Source organism: Mesorhizobium waitakense (assembly GCF_056431085.1).
Genome location: NZ_JBWKME010000021.1, coordinates 17,448 through 34,278, shown reverse-complemented (window position 1 = coordinate 34,278; position 16,831 = coordinate 17,448). Strand labels below are relative to the sequence as shown.

The following is a 16,831-nucleotide window of genomic DNA, read 5'->3' as shown; positions in this document are numbered from 1 at the left end:
CGCCACCGTGATGTCGGTGACGCTGTCGACCGACCATCGCGCCGTTGATGGGGCGCTGGGGGCCGAATTGCTGGTTGCCTTCAAACGCCTGATCGAGAACCCGATGGGCATGCTGGTCTAGGAAGGGAAAGGGCGGTGCGGACATTCTTCACCAGCCTTTTCGCTTTCATTCTTTCCGGTTTGGCCGGCGGGCTGGTCGCGCAGTGGTTGGCCATCGCCACTGGCGCCGAGGAAGAATACATCCTCGTTTTCATGTTCTCGGTGCTGGTGACCTTCATGGTTACCTTCGTCTTCTTCGTGGCGCAGTTCATGACGGATCCGGTCGCGGCGGTGGCCAGGACGGGCAAGTGGCTGCTGATCGTGTTTGCGGTGTTGCTTGCCCTGCTGGTCGCGCTAGTCCTCTACGCCGACAGCGGTGCCGCGGTGGTGAAGAAGGACATTCCCATGGTGGTCGGCTTTGGCCTGCCGGGGCTGGTGACGATTATTCTTCACTGGCTGTTCGTGAGCTGGCGGGTGAGACGCGGTTTGATCAAGGCACAGGTGGGTGTGGGTGCATGAAGACAGTTCTGTGCTACGGCGATTCGCTGACCTGGGGACACAACCCGGAGACTTTGAGCCGACATGAACATGAAGACCAGTGGCCAACCACACTGGCGAGAGCGCTCGGACCAAGCTTCCACGTCATTGCCGAGGGACTGGGCGGCCGCACCACGGCCTATGACGACTTCTTGTCGGGCGCGGACCGAAACGGCGCCCGGATTTTGCCGACGATCCTGAGCACGCATTCGCCGATCGATCTGATCGTCATCATGCTTGGCTCCAACGACATGAAGCCGTCGATTCATGGCAGCGCAGTCATAGCGTCCTATGGCATGCGACGCCTCGTCGAAATTGTGCGGGGGCACGCCTATCCATTCGGCGGTGCCGCCCCCAGGATTATTCTGGTTGCGCCGCCGCATATCGTGGAAACCCGCAAGGCGGACTACGCCGAAATGTTGGGAACGGGTGCAATCGAGTCGCCCAAGCTCGCCGGCTTTTATCAAACCGCCGCCAACGAGATGGGCTGCGGCTTTTTTGATGCAGCGAGCGTCGCTAAATGTACACCGCTCGACGGCGTCCACCTCGATACGAAAACACGCGCAACATCGGCGAGGCGTTAGCGCCCCTCGTGCGCGGCATGCTGGAATCGTGAATCAAGGAGAAAATCGTGGCTGAGAACTACGACGTCATCATCATCGGCTCCGGCCCGGGCGGCTATGTCACGGCGGTGCGTTCCGCCCAGCTTGGCTTCAAGACGGCAATCGTGGAGCGCGAGCATCTCGGCGGCATCTGCCTCAACTGGGGCTGCATTCCGACCAAGGCGCTGCTGCGCTCGGCCGAGATCATGCACTATTCAGATCACCTGAAGGATTACGGGCTGAAGCTCGACGGCAAGGTCAGCGTCGACACGGCTGCCGTGGTCGACCGTTCGCGAAAAGTCTCGCTGCGGCTCAATGGCGGCGTTGCCTTTCTGATGAAGAAGAACAAGGTCGACGTGATCTGGGGCGAAGCCAAGCTCTCGAAGCCAGGTGAGATCGTCGTGTCCAAGACGGCCAAGACGCCGATGGAGCCGCAGCCGCCGGTGCCGAAGGGCGTCAAGGGCGAGGGCACCTACACCGCCAAGCACATCATTCTGGCGACCGGCGCCCGGCCGCGCGCGCTGCCCGGCATCGAGCCGGATGGCAAGCTCATCTGGACCTACTTCGAAGCCATGGTGCCGAAGGAGATGCCGAAATCGCTGCTGGTCATGGGTTCAGGCGCCATCGGCATCGAATTCGCCTCCTTCTACCGCACCATGGGCGCCGAAGTGACGGTTGTCGAACTCCTGCCTGCGGTGATGCCGGTCGAGGACGCCGAAGTCTCGAAATTCGCGCAAAAGCAGTTCGAGAAGCAAGGCATGAAGATCATTCTCGAGGCCAAGGTAACCAAGGTCGAGAAGGGCGCGAACTCGGTCACCGCGCATGTCGAGATGAAGGACGGCAAAGTCGAGAAGATCACCGCCGACCGCATGATCTCGGCCGTCGGCGTGCAGGGCAACATCGAAAACCTCGGGCTTGAGGCGCTGGGCGTGAAGACTGACCGGGGCTGTATTGTCATCGACGGCTACGGCAAGACCAATGTGCCCGGCATTTATGCCATCGGCGATGTCGCCGGCCCGCCGATGCTTGCCCACAAGGCAGAGCACGAGGGCGTGGTGTGCGTCGAAAAGATTGCCAACTTTCCCGGCGTGCATGCCACCGACAAGCTCAAGATTCCGGGCTGCACCTACTGCAATCCGCAGGTCGCCTCCGTCGGCCTGACGGAGGCCAAGGCCAAGGCCGAGGGCTGGGATATCCGAGTCGGACGGTTCCAGTTCGCCGCCAACGGCAAGGCCATCGCGCTTGGCGAGGACCAGGGCTTCGTGAAGACCATCTTCGACAAGAAGACAGGTCAGCTGCTCGGCGCGCATATGGTTGGCGCCGAGGTGACCGAACTGATCCAGGGCTTTGTCGTGGCGATGAACCTGGAGACGACCGAGGAAGAACTGATGCACACCATCTTCCCGCATCCGACGCTCTCGGAAATGATGAAAGAAAGCGTGCTCGACGCCTATGGCCGGGCGCTCAACGCGTGATAAATCGGGCCCGCGGGTAGTCGATGGAACCCGGCGGCAAGGATGTTCGTTTGCGGATGCATTTTCACCCATCACACAAGGAGAGCGCATATGCACTTGAATGGCGTCGGCTGGATAGCAGCAATCATTATCGGCGGCCTGGCAGGCTGGCTCGCCGAAATGGTCATGAAGAGCAACACCGGCATCTTCATGAACATTGTTTTGGGCATCGTCGGTGCGATCGTGCTGAACGCCATCCTGCAGGCGCTCAACGTCGGTGTCTTCGGCATCGGCTGGACGGCCTATCTGATCACCGGCTTTATCGGCGCCTGCCTGCTGATCTGGGTCGGACGCCTGGTACGCCGTTAACATCGTTGAACAACTGCTATGCGAAAAGGGATGCCGCGGCATGCACTGCGGCGGCCTTTTTCTTTGAGTTGAAAAGTCTTAGATGACGTTATGACAGCGAAAGCCGGACTGGCTGTCGCGAACAAACCAGGTTTCCAGATGGTCACTGTCCTCGATACGATTGCCAACGCACCGCGCTTGCGGCACCCGGAAAAGGCGCACAAGCCCGATCAGGACGTGCTGCGCAAGCCCGACTGGATCCGCGTCAAGGCGCCGGTCTCGAAGGGCTATGCCGAGACCCGCGAGATCGTGAAGTCGCACAAGCTGGTGACCGTCTGCGAAGAGGCCGGCTGCCCCAACATCGGTGAGTGCTGGGAGAAGAAGCACGCCACCTTCATGATCATGGGCGAGATCTGCACACGCGCCTGCGCCTTCTGCAACGTCGCCACTGGCATCCCGACCGCACTCGATCCCGATGAACCGGCCCGCGTCGCGCACGCGGTCAAGCAGATGGGCCTGACCCATGTGGTCATCACCTCGGTCGACCGCGATGATCTCGCCGATGGCGGTGCGCAGCATTTTGCCGAGGTCATCCGCGCCATCAGGGCGGCCACGCCGTTGACGACGATCGAAATCCTGACGCCCGATTTCCTGCGTAAGGAAGGCGCACTGGAGGTCGTCGTGGCGGCCAAGCCCGACGTCTTCAACCACAATCTCGAGACCGTGCCGTCGAACTATCTGACGGTTCGTCCGGGCGCCCGCTATTTCCATTCAATCCGGCTGTTGCAGCGGGTCAAGGAACTCGACCCGTCGATCTTCACCAAGTCCGGCATCATGGTGGGCCTGGGCGAAGAGCGGAACGAAATCCTGCAATTGATGGACGATCTGCGCTCGGCCAATGTCGACTTCATGACCATCGGCCAGTATCTGCAGCCGTCCAAGAAGCACCATCCGGTGATCCGCTTCGTCACCCCGGAGGAGTTCAAATCCTTCGAGACGATCGGCCGGACCAAGGGTTTTCTGCTGGTGGCGTCGAGCCCGCTGACGCGCTCTTCGCACCACGCCGGCGACGATTTCGCTAGGCTGCGTGCGGCGCGGGAAGCGCTTCTCAAGAAATCGCTCTAATGCATGTCGCCCAAAAGTGACCTCGGTTTTGGGAGAACGACATGCATAAAAACAAGGAATCTAAAGCGCGTCGCATGAATCCGTTTCAACGCAACGCGCTTTAGGGCCGGTTCATGCCGAAATTCGAAGCCACCCGCCGGGTTGCCCATACGCCGCAACAGATGTTCGCACTGGTTGCCGATATCGAGGCCTATCCGCAGTTCCTGCCGCTTTGCGAAGCGCTGACGGTGCGCTCGCGCAAGGAGCGTGACGGACGCACCGTTCTCGTCGCCGACATGAGCATCGGCTACAAGGCGATCCGCGAAACCTTCACCACGCAGGTGCTGCTGAAACCCGACGAGAACACCATCGATGTGAAATACATCGATGGCCCGTTCAAATATCTAAGCAATGTCTGGCGCTTCGAACCCGATGGCGGCGACTGTATTGTCCGCTTCTTCATCGATTATGAATTCAAGAGCCGCATTCTGGGCGCGGTGATGGGCACCATGTTCGATCGCGCCTTCCGCATGTTCGCCGAGGCTTTCGAGAAGCGCGCCGACGTCATTTACGGTGTTGCATCGTCGGCCTGATGCATGTCGCCCAAAAGTGCGCAGCGAAACGACGACAGGCATAAATGCAAAGACTTTAAGCGCGTCGCGCTTTAACGCTGGCCAAGCGCACGCAGTCCCAGTTCCAGCGCATGCCCAACTGTTTCACGGCGGATAAAATCGCGACCATTGTCGGCAAACAGTTGGCGCTCTGCGGTCACGGCCTGGCCGTCCAGGCCGACGCCGAACCAGACCAGGCCGACAGGCTTTTGCGCCGAGCCGCCGCCGGGGCCGGCAATGCCGGTGACCGCCAGCGTCAGTTTGGCGCGCGAACGGGCGAGAGCGCCCTTTGCCATTTCGATTGCCGTCTCGCGTGAAACCGCGCCATGCTCCTCAAGCGTGGCGAGGGAAACACCGAGCATGTCCATCTTCGCTTCGTTCGAATAGGTGATGAAGCCGCGATCGACCACGGCGGACGAGCCGGCAATGTCGGTGAGCGCGGAGATGATCATGCCGCCGGTGCAGCTTTCCGCCGTTGCCAGCATGATGCCGCGCTGCTGGCAGGCCTGAAGCAGCGCGTTTGCCAGCTCGTTGTTGGTCATTCCGGCACCTCCCCGGGAAACACCACGCTGGCGGTGGCGATGGCCGCTATGCCTTCCTCGCGGCCGACAAAGCCGAGCTTTTCGTTGGTTGTCGCCTTGATCGAGATGCGATCAGGGGAAATTGCCAGCATCTGTGACAGGGCCGCCGTCATCGCCTCGCGATGCGGGCCGACGCGCGGCGCCTCGCAGATTAGCGTGATGTCGGCGTTGGCGATGCGGCCGCCGCGCTCGCGCACCAGCTTTGCCGCATGTTCGACGAAGATACGCGATGCAGCGCCTTTCCACTGCGGATCGGACGGCGGGAAATGCGTGCCGATGTCGCCGGCGCCACAGGTCGCCAGCAGCGCATCGGTCAAGGCATGCAGGCCGACATCGGCGTCGGAGTGGCCCGAAAGTTTCTTGTCATGCGGGATGGCTACGCCGCACAGGGTGACGTGGTCGCCAGGTTCGAAGGCGTGCACGTCGTAGCCATTGCCGGTTCTGATGTCGGGGAAGCGCGCACGTTCGCCGGAAAGCCGCTGGTCCGCCATTGCAATATCCCGTGCCCAGGTGAGTTTGACATTGTCCGGTGAACCCGGAACGATCTTTACCGGAATATGCGCCCATTCGGCGATCGCGGCGTCGTCGGTGAAGTCCATTTTTCCCAGGTGATGGGCTTTCTCGTGCGCGGCAAGAATGGGCCAGAACGGAAAGCCCTGTGGCGTCTGCGCGGCGTGAAGTCCGTTGCGGGAAACGGTTTCTCCGACGACGCCGGCGGCCGACTCGCGCTTCAGCGTATCGGCGACGGGCAGGGCGGGCAGCGCGCCCTCGCGCTGGCCGATGGCGTCGATGGTCCGATCGATCAACTCCGCATCGACAAACGGGCGGACGGCGTCGTGGATCAGAACCCGGCCCGGCGCGTGGCCTCTCAGTGCGAGTAGTCCGAGCCGCACCGAAGCCTGCCTAGTCGCCCCGCCCATGATGGCGATGACCCGCTCGGCGTTGGCGCCTGCCGCCTGCTGGAACAACTCGTGGTCGTCGGCATGAATGGCGACAACAACTTCGCTGGTCCGCGGGTGGGCCAGGAAAATCTCAATCGTGTGGGCGATGACGGCGTGGCCGCCAATACTTTGATACTGCTTGGGTCCGTTGGCCTGCCCGGCGCGAGCGCCGCGGCCGGCGGCGACGATCACCACGGCGACCTTGCCATCGTCACTCGAATTTTCACTTGCGTCAGTCATGCAGATTGGCTTAGCGCACGATCCCGAAAAGTGTAATCGGTTTTCGGAAAAGATCGTGCGCCAAATATGAACTTCCAAGGCGTCCTTTGCGCCTTCCAAGGGGCGTCTGGCGCCAATTCAGAAGGCCAGCATTTTTCCCAATTGCGCCTTAATGTGGCGTCATTCCGCGTTGCACATTGCGCCGGTTCTGGCTAGAGAATGTGCAACGAACTAATATGCTTGGTTTTTGTGCATGCCTGATTTGACCAAATTGGCCGCGCCACTCGACGTCGGCGGCGTGCAAATTCGCAATCGCGTGTTCCTGGCGCCGATGTCGGGCATCACCGATGAGGCGTTCCGGCAGCGCGCCCATGCCCATGGCGCCGGTCTTGTCGTATCCGAAATGGTCGCCAGCGGCGAGCTTGCCAAGGGCAGGGCCGGTTGCGACCTGCGCATTCGTCATTCTGGCCTGCCGGTTCACATGGTGCAGCTTGCCGGCCGCGAGGCGGCGAACATGGCGGAAGGCGCGCGGATCGCTGCTGGCGAGGGCGCCGACATCATCGACATCAACATGGGTTGCCCGGCCAAGAAGGTTACCGGTGGCTATGCCGGCTCGGCATTGATGCTGGATCTCGACCACGCGCTGTCGCTGATCGACGCCGTGGTCGGCGCGGTCAAGGTGCCGGTCACGGTCAAGATGCGGTTGGGCTGGGACGAAGGCGCACTCAACGCCCCGATGCTGGCGCGCCGCGCCGAACAGGCCGGTGTCAGGATGGTGACGGTGCACGGCCGCACGCGCTGCCAATTCTATAAGGGCAAGGCCGACTGGCGCGCCATCGCCCGCGTCAAGGAAGCGGTGTCGATCCCGGTCGTCGCCAATGGCGATGTTTCTTCGCCGTCGGAAGCGGCTGCCATTCTCGACCAGTCAGGTGCCGATGCCGTGATGATCGGCCGCGCGCATTACGGTGCGCCTTGGATCGCTGGCAGCATCGCGGCGGCCGCGACGGGCGAGGCAGCGGCCAAGGTGCCGCAGAACCGGATGGCGCTGTCCGACTATGTCGTGGCCCACTACGAGGACATGCTGGCGCTCTATGGCGTCGAAAGTGGCCTGCGCCAGGCGCGCAAGCATCTTGGCTGGTATCTCGACCGTCATGCCGGCGGCATGGCTGACGACAGCCGAAAGGCCATACTGACCGCATTCGAGCCCGCGCGCGTCATCGCCATGCTGCGCGATGTGTTTTCGCACGATGCGCAACCGTCGAACCTGCGGAGCGCCGCATGATCGCCGCCGCTGGCCAGGGTGTTGAAATGGCGGATGCCGCCCAGATCGTGCTGAACACCATCCGCCGCCCTGTGATCATGATCAGCGAGGCAGGGTTCATCACCTTCGCCAATGCCGACGCGGAAGACTTCTTCCGCTCGAGCGCGACGATGCTGGCGCGCAACACGCTGTCGAAACTCATTCCTTTCGGCAGCCCTTTGCTGACGCTGGTCGATCAGGTGCGCGAGCGTCGGGCTCCGGTCAACGAGTACCGGGTCGACGTATCGTCGCCGCGCCTCGGCATCGAGAAGGTCGTCGATCTCTATGTCGCGCCGGTGTCGGAATTTCCGGGCTCTGTCGTGGTGATGTTCCAGGAGCGGTCGATGGCCGACAAGATCGACCGGCAGATGACGCACCGCGGCGCCGCGCGCTCGGTGACCGGCCTGGCGGCGATGCTTGCCCACGAGATCAAGAACCCGCTCTCCGGCATCCGCGGTGCTGCCCAGCTGCTCGAACTGTCGGCCTCCGACGAGGACCGCGCGCTGACGCGGCTGATTACTGACGAGACCGACCGCATCGTGTCGCTGGTCGACCGCATGGAGGTGTTTTCCGACGAGCGGCCGATCGATCGCTACCCCGTCAACATCCACGTCGTTCTCGACCATGTGAAGGCGATTGCCAAGAACGGTTTTGCCAAGAGAATCAAGATAATGGAGGATTATGATCCTTCGTTGCCTCCGGTGTTTGCCAACCGCGACCAGCTCATCCAGGTGTTCCTCAACCTGGTCAAGAACGCCGCCGAGGCGATCGGCAGTGACCCGCAGGGCGAGATCGTGCTGTCGACGGCCTTCCGGCCGGGCATCCGTGTTTCCGTTCCGGGCACGCAGGATCGCGTATCGCTGCCGCTGGAATTCTGCGTGCGCGACAATGGCTCCGGCGTCTCGGAAGATATCCTGCCGATCCTGTTCGATCCCTTCATCACCACCAAGCCGAACGGCTCGGGGCTGGGGCTGGCGCTAGTCGCCAAGATCGTCGGCGAGCATGGCGGCATCATCGAATGCGAATCGACGCCGCGCGGGACCACATTCCGCATCCTGATGCCGGCCTGGAAAGAAGTGCCATACGGCGCCGACGAAGACGGTGAAGGAGATCGCAAATGACCGTTCGCGGCAATATTCTCGTCGCCGACGACGATGCGGCGATCCGCACCGTCCTCAACCAGGCGCTTTCGCGCGTCGGTCACGAGGTGCGCGTCACTTCCAACGCTTCGACATTGTGGCGCTGGGTGGCGGCGGGCGAGGGCGATCTGGTCATCACCGATGTGGTGATGCCGGACGAGAACGCCTTCGACATGCTGCCGCGCATCAAGAAGGCGCGGCCGGAGCTGCCCGTTATCGTCATGAGCGCCCAGAACACCTTCATGACGGCGATCCGTGCATCCGAAACCGGCGCTTATGAATATCTGCCGAAGCCATTCGACCTGACCGAACTGCTCAACATCGTCAACCGGGCGCTTTCCGAGCCGCGGCGGCCGAAGATCGATGCGCGGCCGGAAGAGCAACCTGACGCGATGCCGCTGGTCGGCCGCTCGGCGGCCATGCAGGACATCTACCGCATGCTGGCGCGCATGATGCAGACCGACCTGACGGTGATGATTTCTGGCGAATCCGGCACCGGCAAGGAGCTGGTGGCGCGTGCGCTGCATGAGTATGGCCGCCGCCGCGGCGGCCCGTTCGTCGCCATCAACATGGCGGCGATCCCGCGTGACCTGATCGAGTCGGAACTGTTCGGCCACGAGAAGGGCGCCTTCACCGGCGCCCAGAACCGCTCCACCGGTCGCTTCGAACAGGCCGAAGGCGGCACGCTGTTCCTCGACGAGATCGGCGACATGCCGATGGAAGCGCAGACGCGCCTGCTGCGCGTCCTGCAGCAGGGTGAGTACACGACCGTCGGCGGACGCACGCCGATCAAGACCGATGTGCGCATCGTCGCCGCCACCAACAAGGATCTGCGCACGCTGATCAACCAGGGGCTTTTCCGCGAGGATCTTTTCTATCGCCTCAACGTCGTGCCGCTCAGGCTGCCGGCGCTGCGCGAGCGCTCCGAGGACGTGCCCGACCTCGTCCGGCACTTCTTCAAGCTCGGCGAGATGGAAGGCCTGCAGACCAAGCGCATTTCGTCGGGCGGCATCGAACTGATGAAGCGCTACCCCTGGCCGGGCAATGTGCGCGAACTGGAAAACCTCGTCCGCAGGCTCGCCGCGCTCTATTCGCAGGACGAGATCTCGGCCGAGATCATCGAGGCGGAACTCAAGACCGGCGAGCGTCCGGTGGTGCCGGGCGGCGGCAACCTCATTCCCGACGACCTGTCGATCGGCCAGGCGGTCGAGCATTTCCTGCAGCGTTATTTCGCCTCGTTCGCCGGCGATTTGCCGCCTGCCGGTCTCTACCAGCGCATTCTGTCCGAGGTCGAATATCCGCTGGTCCTGGCCTCGATGACGGCAACCCGCGGCAACCAGATCAAGGCCGCCGAACTGCTGGGCTTGAACCGCAACACGCTGCGCAAGAAGATTCGCGACCTCGGCGTCAACGTCTACAAATCATCACGACAGCCCTGAGCACTGATCCGAGCCCGGGCTCTTTTCAGGGGACCATCTCGCGAAAGATTTCCGTCTCGGTCACACTTGTTGCATAATCGCCACAATGCGTTGCATACATCCGACGCAATGATGGCTCTAGACGGCGACATGGCTCCGCAGGCACCGACACTCAACCAACCGCTTTTCAGCGAACCCGGCGCACGCGACGGGCGCAGGCTGCTTGCGCTGCCCGGTGTGGTCGCGGTCGGCGGCGCGCTGGTGACGGCGGCGATCTCGTTCACCATCCTCGTCGGCGCCACGCCGATTACGCCCAACGAGTCGACGACGCTCGCATTGATCGCCCTCAATGCCATATTCGTCCTGTTCCTCATCGCGCTGGTCGGACGCGAAGTGCACCGCATCCTGATGGCGCGCCGACACGGCAAGGCGGCCTCGCGGCTGCATGTGCGCATCGTCGCCATGTTTGCCCTGGTCGCCGCAATTCCCGCCATCATGGTGGCGATCATCGCCTCGATCACGCTCGACATCGGCCTCGACCGCTGGTTCGAAATCCGCACCAAGACGATCGTCAATTCGTCATTGTCGATCGCCGATGCCTATGTCCAGGAAAACGCCCGCAACCTCCAGGGCACGACGCTGTCGATGGCCTATGATCTCGACGCGTCAAGGACGCTCTATGGCCTTGATCGGACTGGCTTTCTCGACCTGATGAACAAGGAAGCCGTGGGCCGGTCGCTGGCCCATGCAGCGCTGATCAAACCCGACGGCTCGTTCGTCATGAGCGCCAAGACCGACACCGATTTCGCCATGCCCGAGCCGCCGGAAGGCGCCGTGGCCAGTGCCTCCGACGGCAAGCCGGTGCTGATAGAGCCGAAAACGCGCAACATCATGGGCGCCATCGTCAAGCTGCGCGAGATCGATGGGCTCTATCTCTACACCATTCGCCTCGTCGATCCCGAAGTGATCAAGGCGCGGCAGATCGTCAGATCCAACACCGACGAATATCGCGGGCTGGAAGATAACAGGCGCACGTCGCAGGTGGCGTTCGCGCTGCCCTATCTGTCGCTGACGCTGATCATCATCCTGTCCGCGATCTGGACCGGCATTGCTGTTGCCGATCGCCTGGTGCGGCCGATTCGCCAACTTATCGGCGCCGCCGACGAGGTGGCGACCGGCAATCTCGACGTCGCGGTTCCCGTCAGGCCATCGGACGGCGATGTCGCCTCGCTCGGCGACACGTTCAACAAGATGCTTCTCGAACTGAAATCACAGCGCAACGAGATCCTGTCCGCCAAGGACCTGATCGACGAACGGCGCCGTTTCTCTGAAGCGGTGCTTGCCGGTGTCACCGCCGGCGTCATCGGCGTCGACCCCTATGGCATCGTCACCATCGTCAACCGCTCGGCCGAGGCGATGCTGGCCATATCCGCCAACGCGGCACTTGGACAGAACCTCTCCGCCGTGCTGCCGCATGTCGGCCGCGTCTTCGAGATCGGCCGCAAGTCCGGCAAACCGGTCTACCGCGAACAGGTCACTTTCTATCGCGCCGGTGCCGAGCGGACCTTCAACGTGCAGATCACCATCGAGGCCGGCGACGACGGCGCGGAGGAAAAATCCTATGTCGTGACGGTCGACGACATCACCGATCTGGTTCAGGCGCAGCGCTCCTCCGCCTGGGCCGACGTGGCGCGGCGCATCGCGCATGAGATCAAGAACCCGCTGACGCCGATCCAGCTGTCGGCGGAGCGCATCAAGCGCCGCTACGGCAAGGTCATCACCGAGGACCGCGAGGTTTTCGACCAATGCACCGACACCATCATCCGGCAGGTCGAGGACATCGGCCGCATGGTCGACGAGTTCTCGGCGTTCGCCCGCATGCCGAAGCCCGAAATGAAGGCCATCGACCTGCGCGAATCGCTGCGCGAGGCCTCGTTCCTGGTCGAGGTCAGCCGCGCCGACATCACCTTCGAACGGGTATTCGGCAGCGAGCCGCTCAAGGGCACGTTCGACAGCCGGCTGATGGCGCAGGCTTTCGGCAATGTGATCAAGAACGCCGCCGAAGCGATCGATGGGCTGGAACAGAAGGATGGTTCGCACGGCATAATCCGGATTCAAGCCGGCCGCCAGAATGGCGCGATTCGCATCGACGTCATCGACAATGGCAAGGGGCTGCCGCGCGAGAATCGCCAACGGCTGCTCGAGCCCTATATGACCACACGCGAGAAGGGCACCGGGCTCGGTCTCGCTATCGTCAAGAAGATCGTGGAGGACCATGGTGGCAGGCTGGAACTTCATGATGCGCCCGCGGATTTCCACGGCGGGCGCGGCGCGATGATCAGCATCATCTTGCCGCCTGTGGCGGTCGCCCCTCCGCGTGGCGAAAGCAGGACGGAAAACGAACGAGAAACTGAAAAGGTCGGTAATGGCGTCTGATATTCTCATCGTCGATGACGAGGAAGACATCCGTGAACTCGTCGCAGGCATCCTGAGCGACGAAGGTCACGAAACCCGCACGGCATTCGATGCCGACAGCGCATTGGCGGCGATCGCCGACCGGGCGCCGCGGCTGATTTTCCTCGACATATGGCTGCAGGGCTCGCGTCTGGACGGCCTAGCGCTGCTCGACGAGATCAAGACGATGCACCCGACCTTGCCGGTGGTGATGATCTCCGGTCACGGCAACATCGAAACGGCAGTCTCCGCCATTCGTCGCGGCGCCTATGACTTCATCGAAAAGCCGTTCAAGGCCGACAGGCTGATCCTCATTGCCGAGCGCGCGCTCGAAACCTCGAAATTGCGGCGCGAGGTTTCCGACCTCAAGCTGCGCAGCGGCGAAACCTTCGATCTGATCGGCATGTCGTCGGCGATGAGCCAGCTGCGCCAGACCATCGAGCGCGTCGCGCCGACCAACAGCCGCGTCATGATTATCGGCCCCTCAGGCTCGGGCAAGGAACTGGCCGCGCGCGCCATCCACACGCTGTCGGCGCGCAAGGGCGCGCCGTTCGTGACGCTGAGCGCCGCCAACATCACGCCCGAGCGCATGGAGATCGAGCTGTTCGGCACCGAATCGAACGGTGTCGAACGCAAGGTCGGCGCGCTTGAGGAGGCGCATCGCGGAATCCTCTACATCGACGAAGTGGCCGACATGCCGCGCGAGACGCAGAACAAGATCCTGCGCGTGCTGGTCGAGCAGCAGTTCGAGCGGGTAGGCGGCACCAAGCGGGTCAAGGTCGACGTTCGCATCATTTCTTCGACTTCGCAGAACCTCGAAGCGATGATTGCCGACGGGCGTTTCCGCGAGGATCTTTATCATCGCCTGGCGGTGGTTCCGGTCATGGTGCCGGGACTGGCCGAGCGGCGCGAGGACATTCCCTACCTCGTCGACAATTTCATGAAGCAGATCGCCCGTCAGGCCGGCATCAAGCCGCGCCGTATCGGCGATGACGCGCTGGCCGTGCTCCAGGCGCACAACTGGCCGGGCAACGTCCGCCAGTTGCGTAACAATGTCGAGCGCCTGATGATCCTGGCGCGCGGCGATGACGTCGATGCGCCGATCACCGCCGACCTGTTGCCGTCCGAGATCGGCGATGTCATGCCGCGCACGCCGAATCAATCCGACCAGCACATCATGGCGCTGCCGCTGCGCGAGGCGCGCGAACAGTTCGAGAAGGACTATCTGATCGCCCAGATCAACCGCTTTGGCGGCAACATCTCGAAAACCGCCGAGTTCATCGGCATGGAGCGATCCGCTTTGCACCGCAAGCTGAAGTCGCTGGGCGTCTGACAGGCGCGACGTCCGATCGGCCGCGCTTGGGCCAACCATTTGCCGGTTACGGCAGCGGCGGAATCGCATAAGAAAGCCCGAGAGTTATCCAGAGGTCGCCAATGCCGCGCATTGCCTATGTCAACGGGCGCTATGTCGCTCATGCGGACGCTTCCGTGCATATCGAGGACCGCGGCTATCAGTTCGCCGATGGTGTCTACGAGGTCTGCGAGGTGGCGCGTGGCTTCATCGTCGACATGCCGCGCCATCTGGCCCGGCTGAACCGCTCGCTGACCGAACTGTCGATCGCCTGGCCGGTCACGCGCGGTGTCTTGCCGCTCATCCTGCGCGAGGTGGTCAACCGCAATGATGTTGCCAATGGCCTGGTCTATGTCCAGGTCACGCGTGGCGTCGCCAGCCGCGACTTTGTCTTTCCGTCGGCGGACACCAGGCCGTCCCTGGTGGTCACAGCCAGGAAAGCCGATCCTGCCGCCGGAGCAAAACGGGCCGAAACCGGCATTGCGGTCATCACCGTGCCGGAGAATCGCTGGGACCGGGTCGATATCAAGAGCGTCGGACTGCTGCCCAACGTGCTGGCCAAGCAGAAGGCCAAGGAAGCGGGCTCGCAGGAGGCATGGTTCGTCGACAGCGACGGCATGGTCAAGGAAGGCGGCTCGTCGAACGCCTGGATCGTCACCAGGGATGGCGTTCTGGTCACCAGGCCGGCCGAGCATGGCATCCTGCGCGGCATCACCCGCACGACCATGTTCGAGGTGGCGGCCAGCCTCGGCTTGAAGATCGAGGAACGTGTTTTTTCCGTCGCCGAGGCCAAGGCGGCGCGTGAGGCGTTCATCAGTTCCGCGACGACAATTGCCATGCCGGTGGTGGCCATCGACGGCGATCCGGTTGCCAATGGACACCCCGGCTCAGTAACACTTTCCTTGCGTCAGGCCTTTTTTGACATTGCGGAAAAAAGTCCAGCCTGATAACCGCACAGGTGGAATGAACATCAATTTATCTCGTTCTGCTTGTCGTTACTGACGACAAGACGGTGTTTGCGCGCTTGACATGTGCCCGTTAATTTGGCGCATTGGCTTGCAAACCGAAGGGGATCGGCGAAAGACAAGAACAATGGCGGAACGATCGCAAAACCTTCAGGACCTGTTCCTGAATTCAGTTCGCAAGAGCAAGAACCCGCTCACCATCTTCCTCATCAACGGCGTGAAGCTGACCGGCGTGGTCACTTCGTTCGACAATTTCTGTGTCGTGCTGCGCCGCGACGGTCATTCACAGCTCGTCTACAAGCACGCCATTTCCACGATCATGCCGAGCCAGCCGGTTCAAATGTTCGATGGCGAGGAAAGCCAGGGCGCCTGATTGGCACGTGAGAAAGACGCGGACGCACCAGTTCGCGGAAAACCAGCACATCATCCCGGGACGGAAGCCAAGGGCCCGACCCGGGCCGTTGTCATCGTGCCGGTGCTTACCCGCCAGCCGCGCGGTGACGACGATACCAACCGTCCGCGGCTGACGCGTTCGGCTGACGCTCGTCATGACGAGGCCGTCGGCCTTGCCCGCGCCATCAACCTTGATCTGATCCACACGGCGGTGGTGACCGTCAACGATCCGCGCCCAGCCACGTTGCTCGGCAGCGGCAAAGTCGCCGAGTTCGCCGAAATCGTCAAAGAGGGTCATGCGGAAGTGGTCATCGTCGACCATCCGCTGACGCCGGTGCAGCAGCGCAATCTCGAAAAGGAACTGAATGCCAAGGTGCTGGACCGCACCGGGTTGATCCTTGAGATATTTGGCGAGCGCGCGCGCACCAAGGAAGGTACGCTGCAGGTCGAACTCGCCCATCTCAATTACCAAAAGGGCCGTCTCGTGCGCAGCTGGACCCACCTCGAGCGCCAGCGCGGCGGCGCCGGCTTCCTCGGCGGTCCCGGTGAAACGCAGATCGAATCGGATCGGCGCGTCCTTCAGGACAAGATCATCAAGCTGAAGCACGAACTGGAAACCGTGCGCCGCACCCGCGACCTGCACCGCGCCAAGCGCAAGAAGGTGCCGTTTCCGGTGGTGGCGATCGTCGGCTACACCAATGCCGGCAAGTCGACCTTGTTCAACAGGCTGACCGGAGCCGGCGTGCTGGCTCAGGACATGCTGTTCGCCACCCTCGACCCGACGCTGCGCCGCGTGCGCCTGCCGCATGGCACGCCGATCATCCTTTCGGACACGGTCGGTTTCATCTCGGACTTGCCGACGCATTTGATCGCCGCTTTCCGCGCCACCCTGGAAGAGGTGGTCGAGGCCGACCTCGTCATCCACCTGCGCGACATTTCCGATCCCGATACAGCCGCACAGGCCGAGGATGTCGAGCGCATCCTGGCCGACCTCGGTGTCGATGCCGGCGACGCCAAGCGGGTCATCGAAGTGTGGAACAAGATCGACAGGCTCGACGAAGGCAACAGGAACCGGCTGCTTGCCGATGGCACCGACGCCAGCAAGGCGCCGCCGGTCGCGGTGTCGGCAGTGACCGGCGAGGGCATCGATGCGCTGAAGGCGATCATCGAAACGCGCATGGCGGGCGAACTCGAAGACCTGACGGTGACGATCGAGCCGGCACAGTTCGGTCTTGTCGACTGGCTTTACCGCAATGGCGACGTCGTTTCGCGAACCGACAATGACAACGGCAGCGCCACCATCTCGCTCAAGGCGACGCAAAGCGCCCGCGAAGAGATCGAAAGCAGATTACGCGCCAAAACCAAAGGGTAACCT

16 protein-coding genes and 1 pseudogene are annotated in these 16,831 nt (G+C 62.5%); 15 read left to right on the top strand and 2 right to left on the bottom strand.

The window, feature by feature from the left end; genetic code table 11:
* From AC07FD_RS07675 to AC07FD_RS07645, 7 genes and pseudogenes are all read left to right on the top strand, one after another.
* Window positions 1–121: 2-oxo acid dehydrogenase subunit E2 (locus tag AC07FD_RS07675; protein WP_478349353.1), on the top strand; the 121-nt coding region annotated here is incomplete at its 5' end.
* A gap of 14 nt (window positions 122–135) precedes the next feature.
* Complete coding sequence (locus tag AC07FD_RS07670) at window positions 136–558, top strand: hypothetical protein (RefSeq protein WP_478349348.1); 423 nt, start codon at window positions 136–138, stop codon at window positions 556–558.
* Window positions 555–1,192, top strand: a pseudogene (locus tag AC07FD_RS07665) (SGNH/GDSL hydrolase family protein). The gene AC07FD_RS07670 and the pseudogene AC07FD_RS07665 overlap by 4 nt, the downstream one beginning before the upstream one ends.
* Before the next feature lie 15 nt (window positions 1,193–1,207).
* Complete coding sequence (gene lpdA / locus AC07FD_RS07660; RefSeq protein ID WP_478349347.1) at window positions 1,208–2,653, top strand: dihydrolipoyl dehydrogenase; 1,446 nt, start codon at window positions 1,208–1,210, stop codon at window positions 2,651–2,653.
* A 90-nt stretch (window positions 2,654–2,743) separates the two neighbouring features.
* Window positions 2,744–3,001 (top strand): GlsB/YeaQ/YmgE family stress response membrane protein, encoded by a 258-nt coding sequence (locus AC07FD_RS07655; RefSeq protein ID WP_095091622.1) that lies wholly within the window; start codon window positions 2,744–2,746, stop codon window positions 2,999–3,001.
* 138 nt (window positions 3,002–3,139) lie between these two features.
* Window positions 3,140–4,105 carry a lipoyl synthase gene (gene lipA, locus AC07FD_RS07650; RefSeq protein WP_478349352.1) on the top strand — a complete coding sequence of 322 codons (966 nt, stop codon included), beginning with the start codon at window positions 3,140–3,142 and terminating at the stop codon, window positions 4,103–4,105.
* A gap of 113 nt (window positions 4,106–4,218) precedes the next feature.
* The gene (locus AC07FD_RS07645; RefSeq protein WP_478349346.1) at window positions 4,219–4,677 is read left to right on the top strand and encodes a type II toxin-antitoxin system RatA family toxin; all 459 of its coding nucleotides are present in this window, start codon (window positions 4,219–4,221) and stop codon (window positions 4,675–4,677) included.
* A 71-nt stretch (window positions 4,678–4,748) separates the two neighbouring features.
* Here AC07FD_RS07645 and AC07FD_RS07640 read toward each other — a convergent pair whose 3' ends face one another.
* Both AC07FD_RS07640 and AC07FD_RS07635 read right to left on the bottom strand, forming a co-directional pair.
* The gene (locus AC07FD_RS07640; protein ID WP_478349345.1) at window positions 4,749–5,237 is read right to left on the bottom strand and encodes a CinA family protein; all 489 of its coding nucleotides are present in this window, start codon (window positions 5,235–5,237) and stop codon (window positions 4,749–4,751) included.
* Window positions 5,234–6,457: a bifunctional 2-C-methyl-D-erythritol 4-phosphate cytidylyltransferase/2-C-methyl-D-erythritol 2,4-cyclodiphosphate synthase gene (locus tag AC07FD_RS07635; protein ID WP_478349344.1), complete on the bottom strand. Its 1,224-nt coding sequence runs from the start codon at window positions 6,455–6,457 to the stop codon at window positions 5,234–5,236. Before AC07FD_RS07635 ends, AC07FD_RS07640 begins: the two co-directional genes overlap by 4 nt.
* 232 nt (window positions 6,458–6,689) lie before the next feature.
* On the opposite strand from AC07FD_RS07635, the gene dusB reads away from it, so the two are divergent.
* The 8 genes from dusB (at window position 6,690) to hflX (ending at window position 16,828) form a co-directional block, all read left to right on the top strand.
* The gene (gene dusB, locus AC07FD_RS07630; protein ID WP_478349343.1) at window positions 6,690–7,718 is read left to right on the top strand and encodes a tRNA dihydrouridine synthase DusB; all 1,029 of its coding nucleotides are present in this window, start codon (window positions 6,690–6,692) and stop codon (window positions 7,716–7,718) included.
* Window positions 7,715–8,857 carry a two-component system sensor histidine kinase NtrB gene (locus AC07FD_RS07625; protein ID WP_477308122.1) on the top strand — a complete coding sequence of 381 codons (1,143 nt, stop codon included), beginning with the start codon at window positions 7,715–7,717 and terminating at the stop codon, window positions 8,855–8,857. Before dusB ends, AC07FD_RS07625 begins: the two co-directional genes overlap by 4 nt.
* Window positions 8,854–10,314, top strand: coding sequence for a nitrogen regulation protein NR(I) (gene ntrC, locus AC07FD_RS07620; protein ID WP_095091616.1), 1,461 nt, complete (start codon window positions 8,854–8,856; stop codon window positions 10,312–10,314). Before AC07FD_RS07625 ends, ntrC begins: the two co-directional genes overlap by 4 nt.
* Window positions 10,315–10,443: 129 nt before the next feature.
* Window positions 10,444–12,729, top strand: coding sequence for a sensor histidine kinase NtrY-like (locus AC07FD_RS07615; protein WP_477419374.1), 2,286 nt, complete (start codon window positions 10,444–10,446; stop codon window positions 12,727–12,729).
* Window positions 12,719–14,080 carry a nitrogen assimilation response regulator NtrX gene (gene ntrX / locus AC07FD_RS07610; RefSeq protein ID WP_095091615.1) on the top strand — a complete coding sequence of 454 codons (1,362 nt, stop codon included), beginning with the start codon at window positions 12,719–12,721 and terminating at the stop codon, window positions 14,078–14,080. The genes AC07FD_RS07615 and ntrX overlap by 11 nt, the downstream gene beginning before the upstream one ends.
* A gap of 101 nt (window positions 14,081–14,181) precedes the next feature.
* Window positions 14,182–15,045: a D-amino-acid transaminase gene (locus tag AC07FD_RS07605; protein ID WP_478349342.1), complete on the top strand. Its 864-nt coding sequence runs from the start codon at window positions 14,182–14,184 to the stop codon at window positions 15,043–15,045.
* A 145-nt stretch (window positions 15,046–15,190) separates the two neighbouring features.
* Complete coding sequence (gene hfq / locus AC07FD_RS07600; protein WP_478349341.1) at window positions 15,191–15,436, top strand: RNA chaperone Hfq; 246 nt, start codon at window positions 15,191–15,193, stop codon at window positions 15,434–15,436.
* Window positions 15,437–16,828 carry a GTPase HflX gene (gene hflX, locus AC07FD_RS07595; protein WP_478349340.1) on the top strand — a complete coding sequence of 464 codons (1,392 nt, stop codon included), beginning with the start codon at window positions 15,437–15,439 and terminating at the stop codon, window positions 16,826–16,828. It begins immediately after the preceding gene.
* Window positions 16,829–16,831 lie beyond the last annotated feature (3 nt).

Bases quoted from the DNA above. Each gene is read 5' to 3' on its own strand.
- AC07FD_RS07655 (WP_095091622.1), top strand. From the start codon at position 2,744: ATGCACTTGAATGGCGTCGGCTGGATAGCAGCAATCATTATCGGCGGC.
- lipA (WP_478349352.1), top strand. From the start codon at position 3,140: ATGGTCACTGTCCTCGATACGATTGCCAACGCACCGCGCTTGCGGCAC.
- AC07FD_RS07645 (WP_478349346.1), top strand. From the start codon at position 4,219: ATGCCGAAATTCGAAGCCACCCGCCGGGTTGCCCATACGCCGCAACAG.
- AC07FD_RS07640 (WP_478349345.1), bottom strand. From the start codon at position 5,237: ATGACCAACAACGAGCTGGCAAACGCGCTGCTTCAGGCCTGCCAGCAG.
- AC07FD_RS07635 (WP_478349344.1), bottom strand. From the start codon at position 6,457: ATGACTGACGCAAGTGAAAATTCGAGTGACGATGGCAAGGTCGCCGTG.
- dusB (WP_478349343.1), top strand. From the start codon at position 6,690: ATGCCTGATTTGACCAAATTGGCCGCGCCACTCGACGTCGGCGGCGTG.
- AC07FD_RS07625 (WP_477308122.1), top strand. From the start codon at position 7,715: ATGATCGCCGCCGCTGGCCAGGGTGTTGAAATGGCGGATGCCGCCCAG.
- ntrC (WP_095091616.1), top strand. From the start codon at position 8,854: ATGACCGTTCGCGGCAATATTCTCGTCGCCGACGACGATGCGGCGATC.
- AC07FD_RS07615 (WP_477419374.1), top strand. From the start codon at position 10,444: ATGGCTCCGCAGGCACCGACACTCAACCAACCGCTTTTCAGCGAACCC.
- ntrX (WP_095091615.1), top strand. From the start codon at position 12,719: ATGGCGTCTGATATTCTCATCGTCGATGACGAGGAAGACATCCGTGAA.
- AC07FD_RS07605 (WP_478349342.1), top strand. From the start codon at position 14,182: ATGCCGCGCATTGCCTATGTCAACGGGCGCTATGTCGCTCATGCGGAC.
- hfq (WP_478349341.1), top strand. From the start codon at position 15,191: ATGGCGGAACGATCGCAAAACCTTCAGGACCTGTTCCTGAATTCAGTT.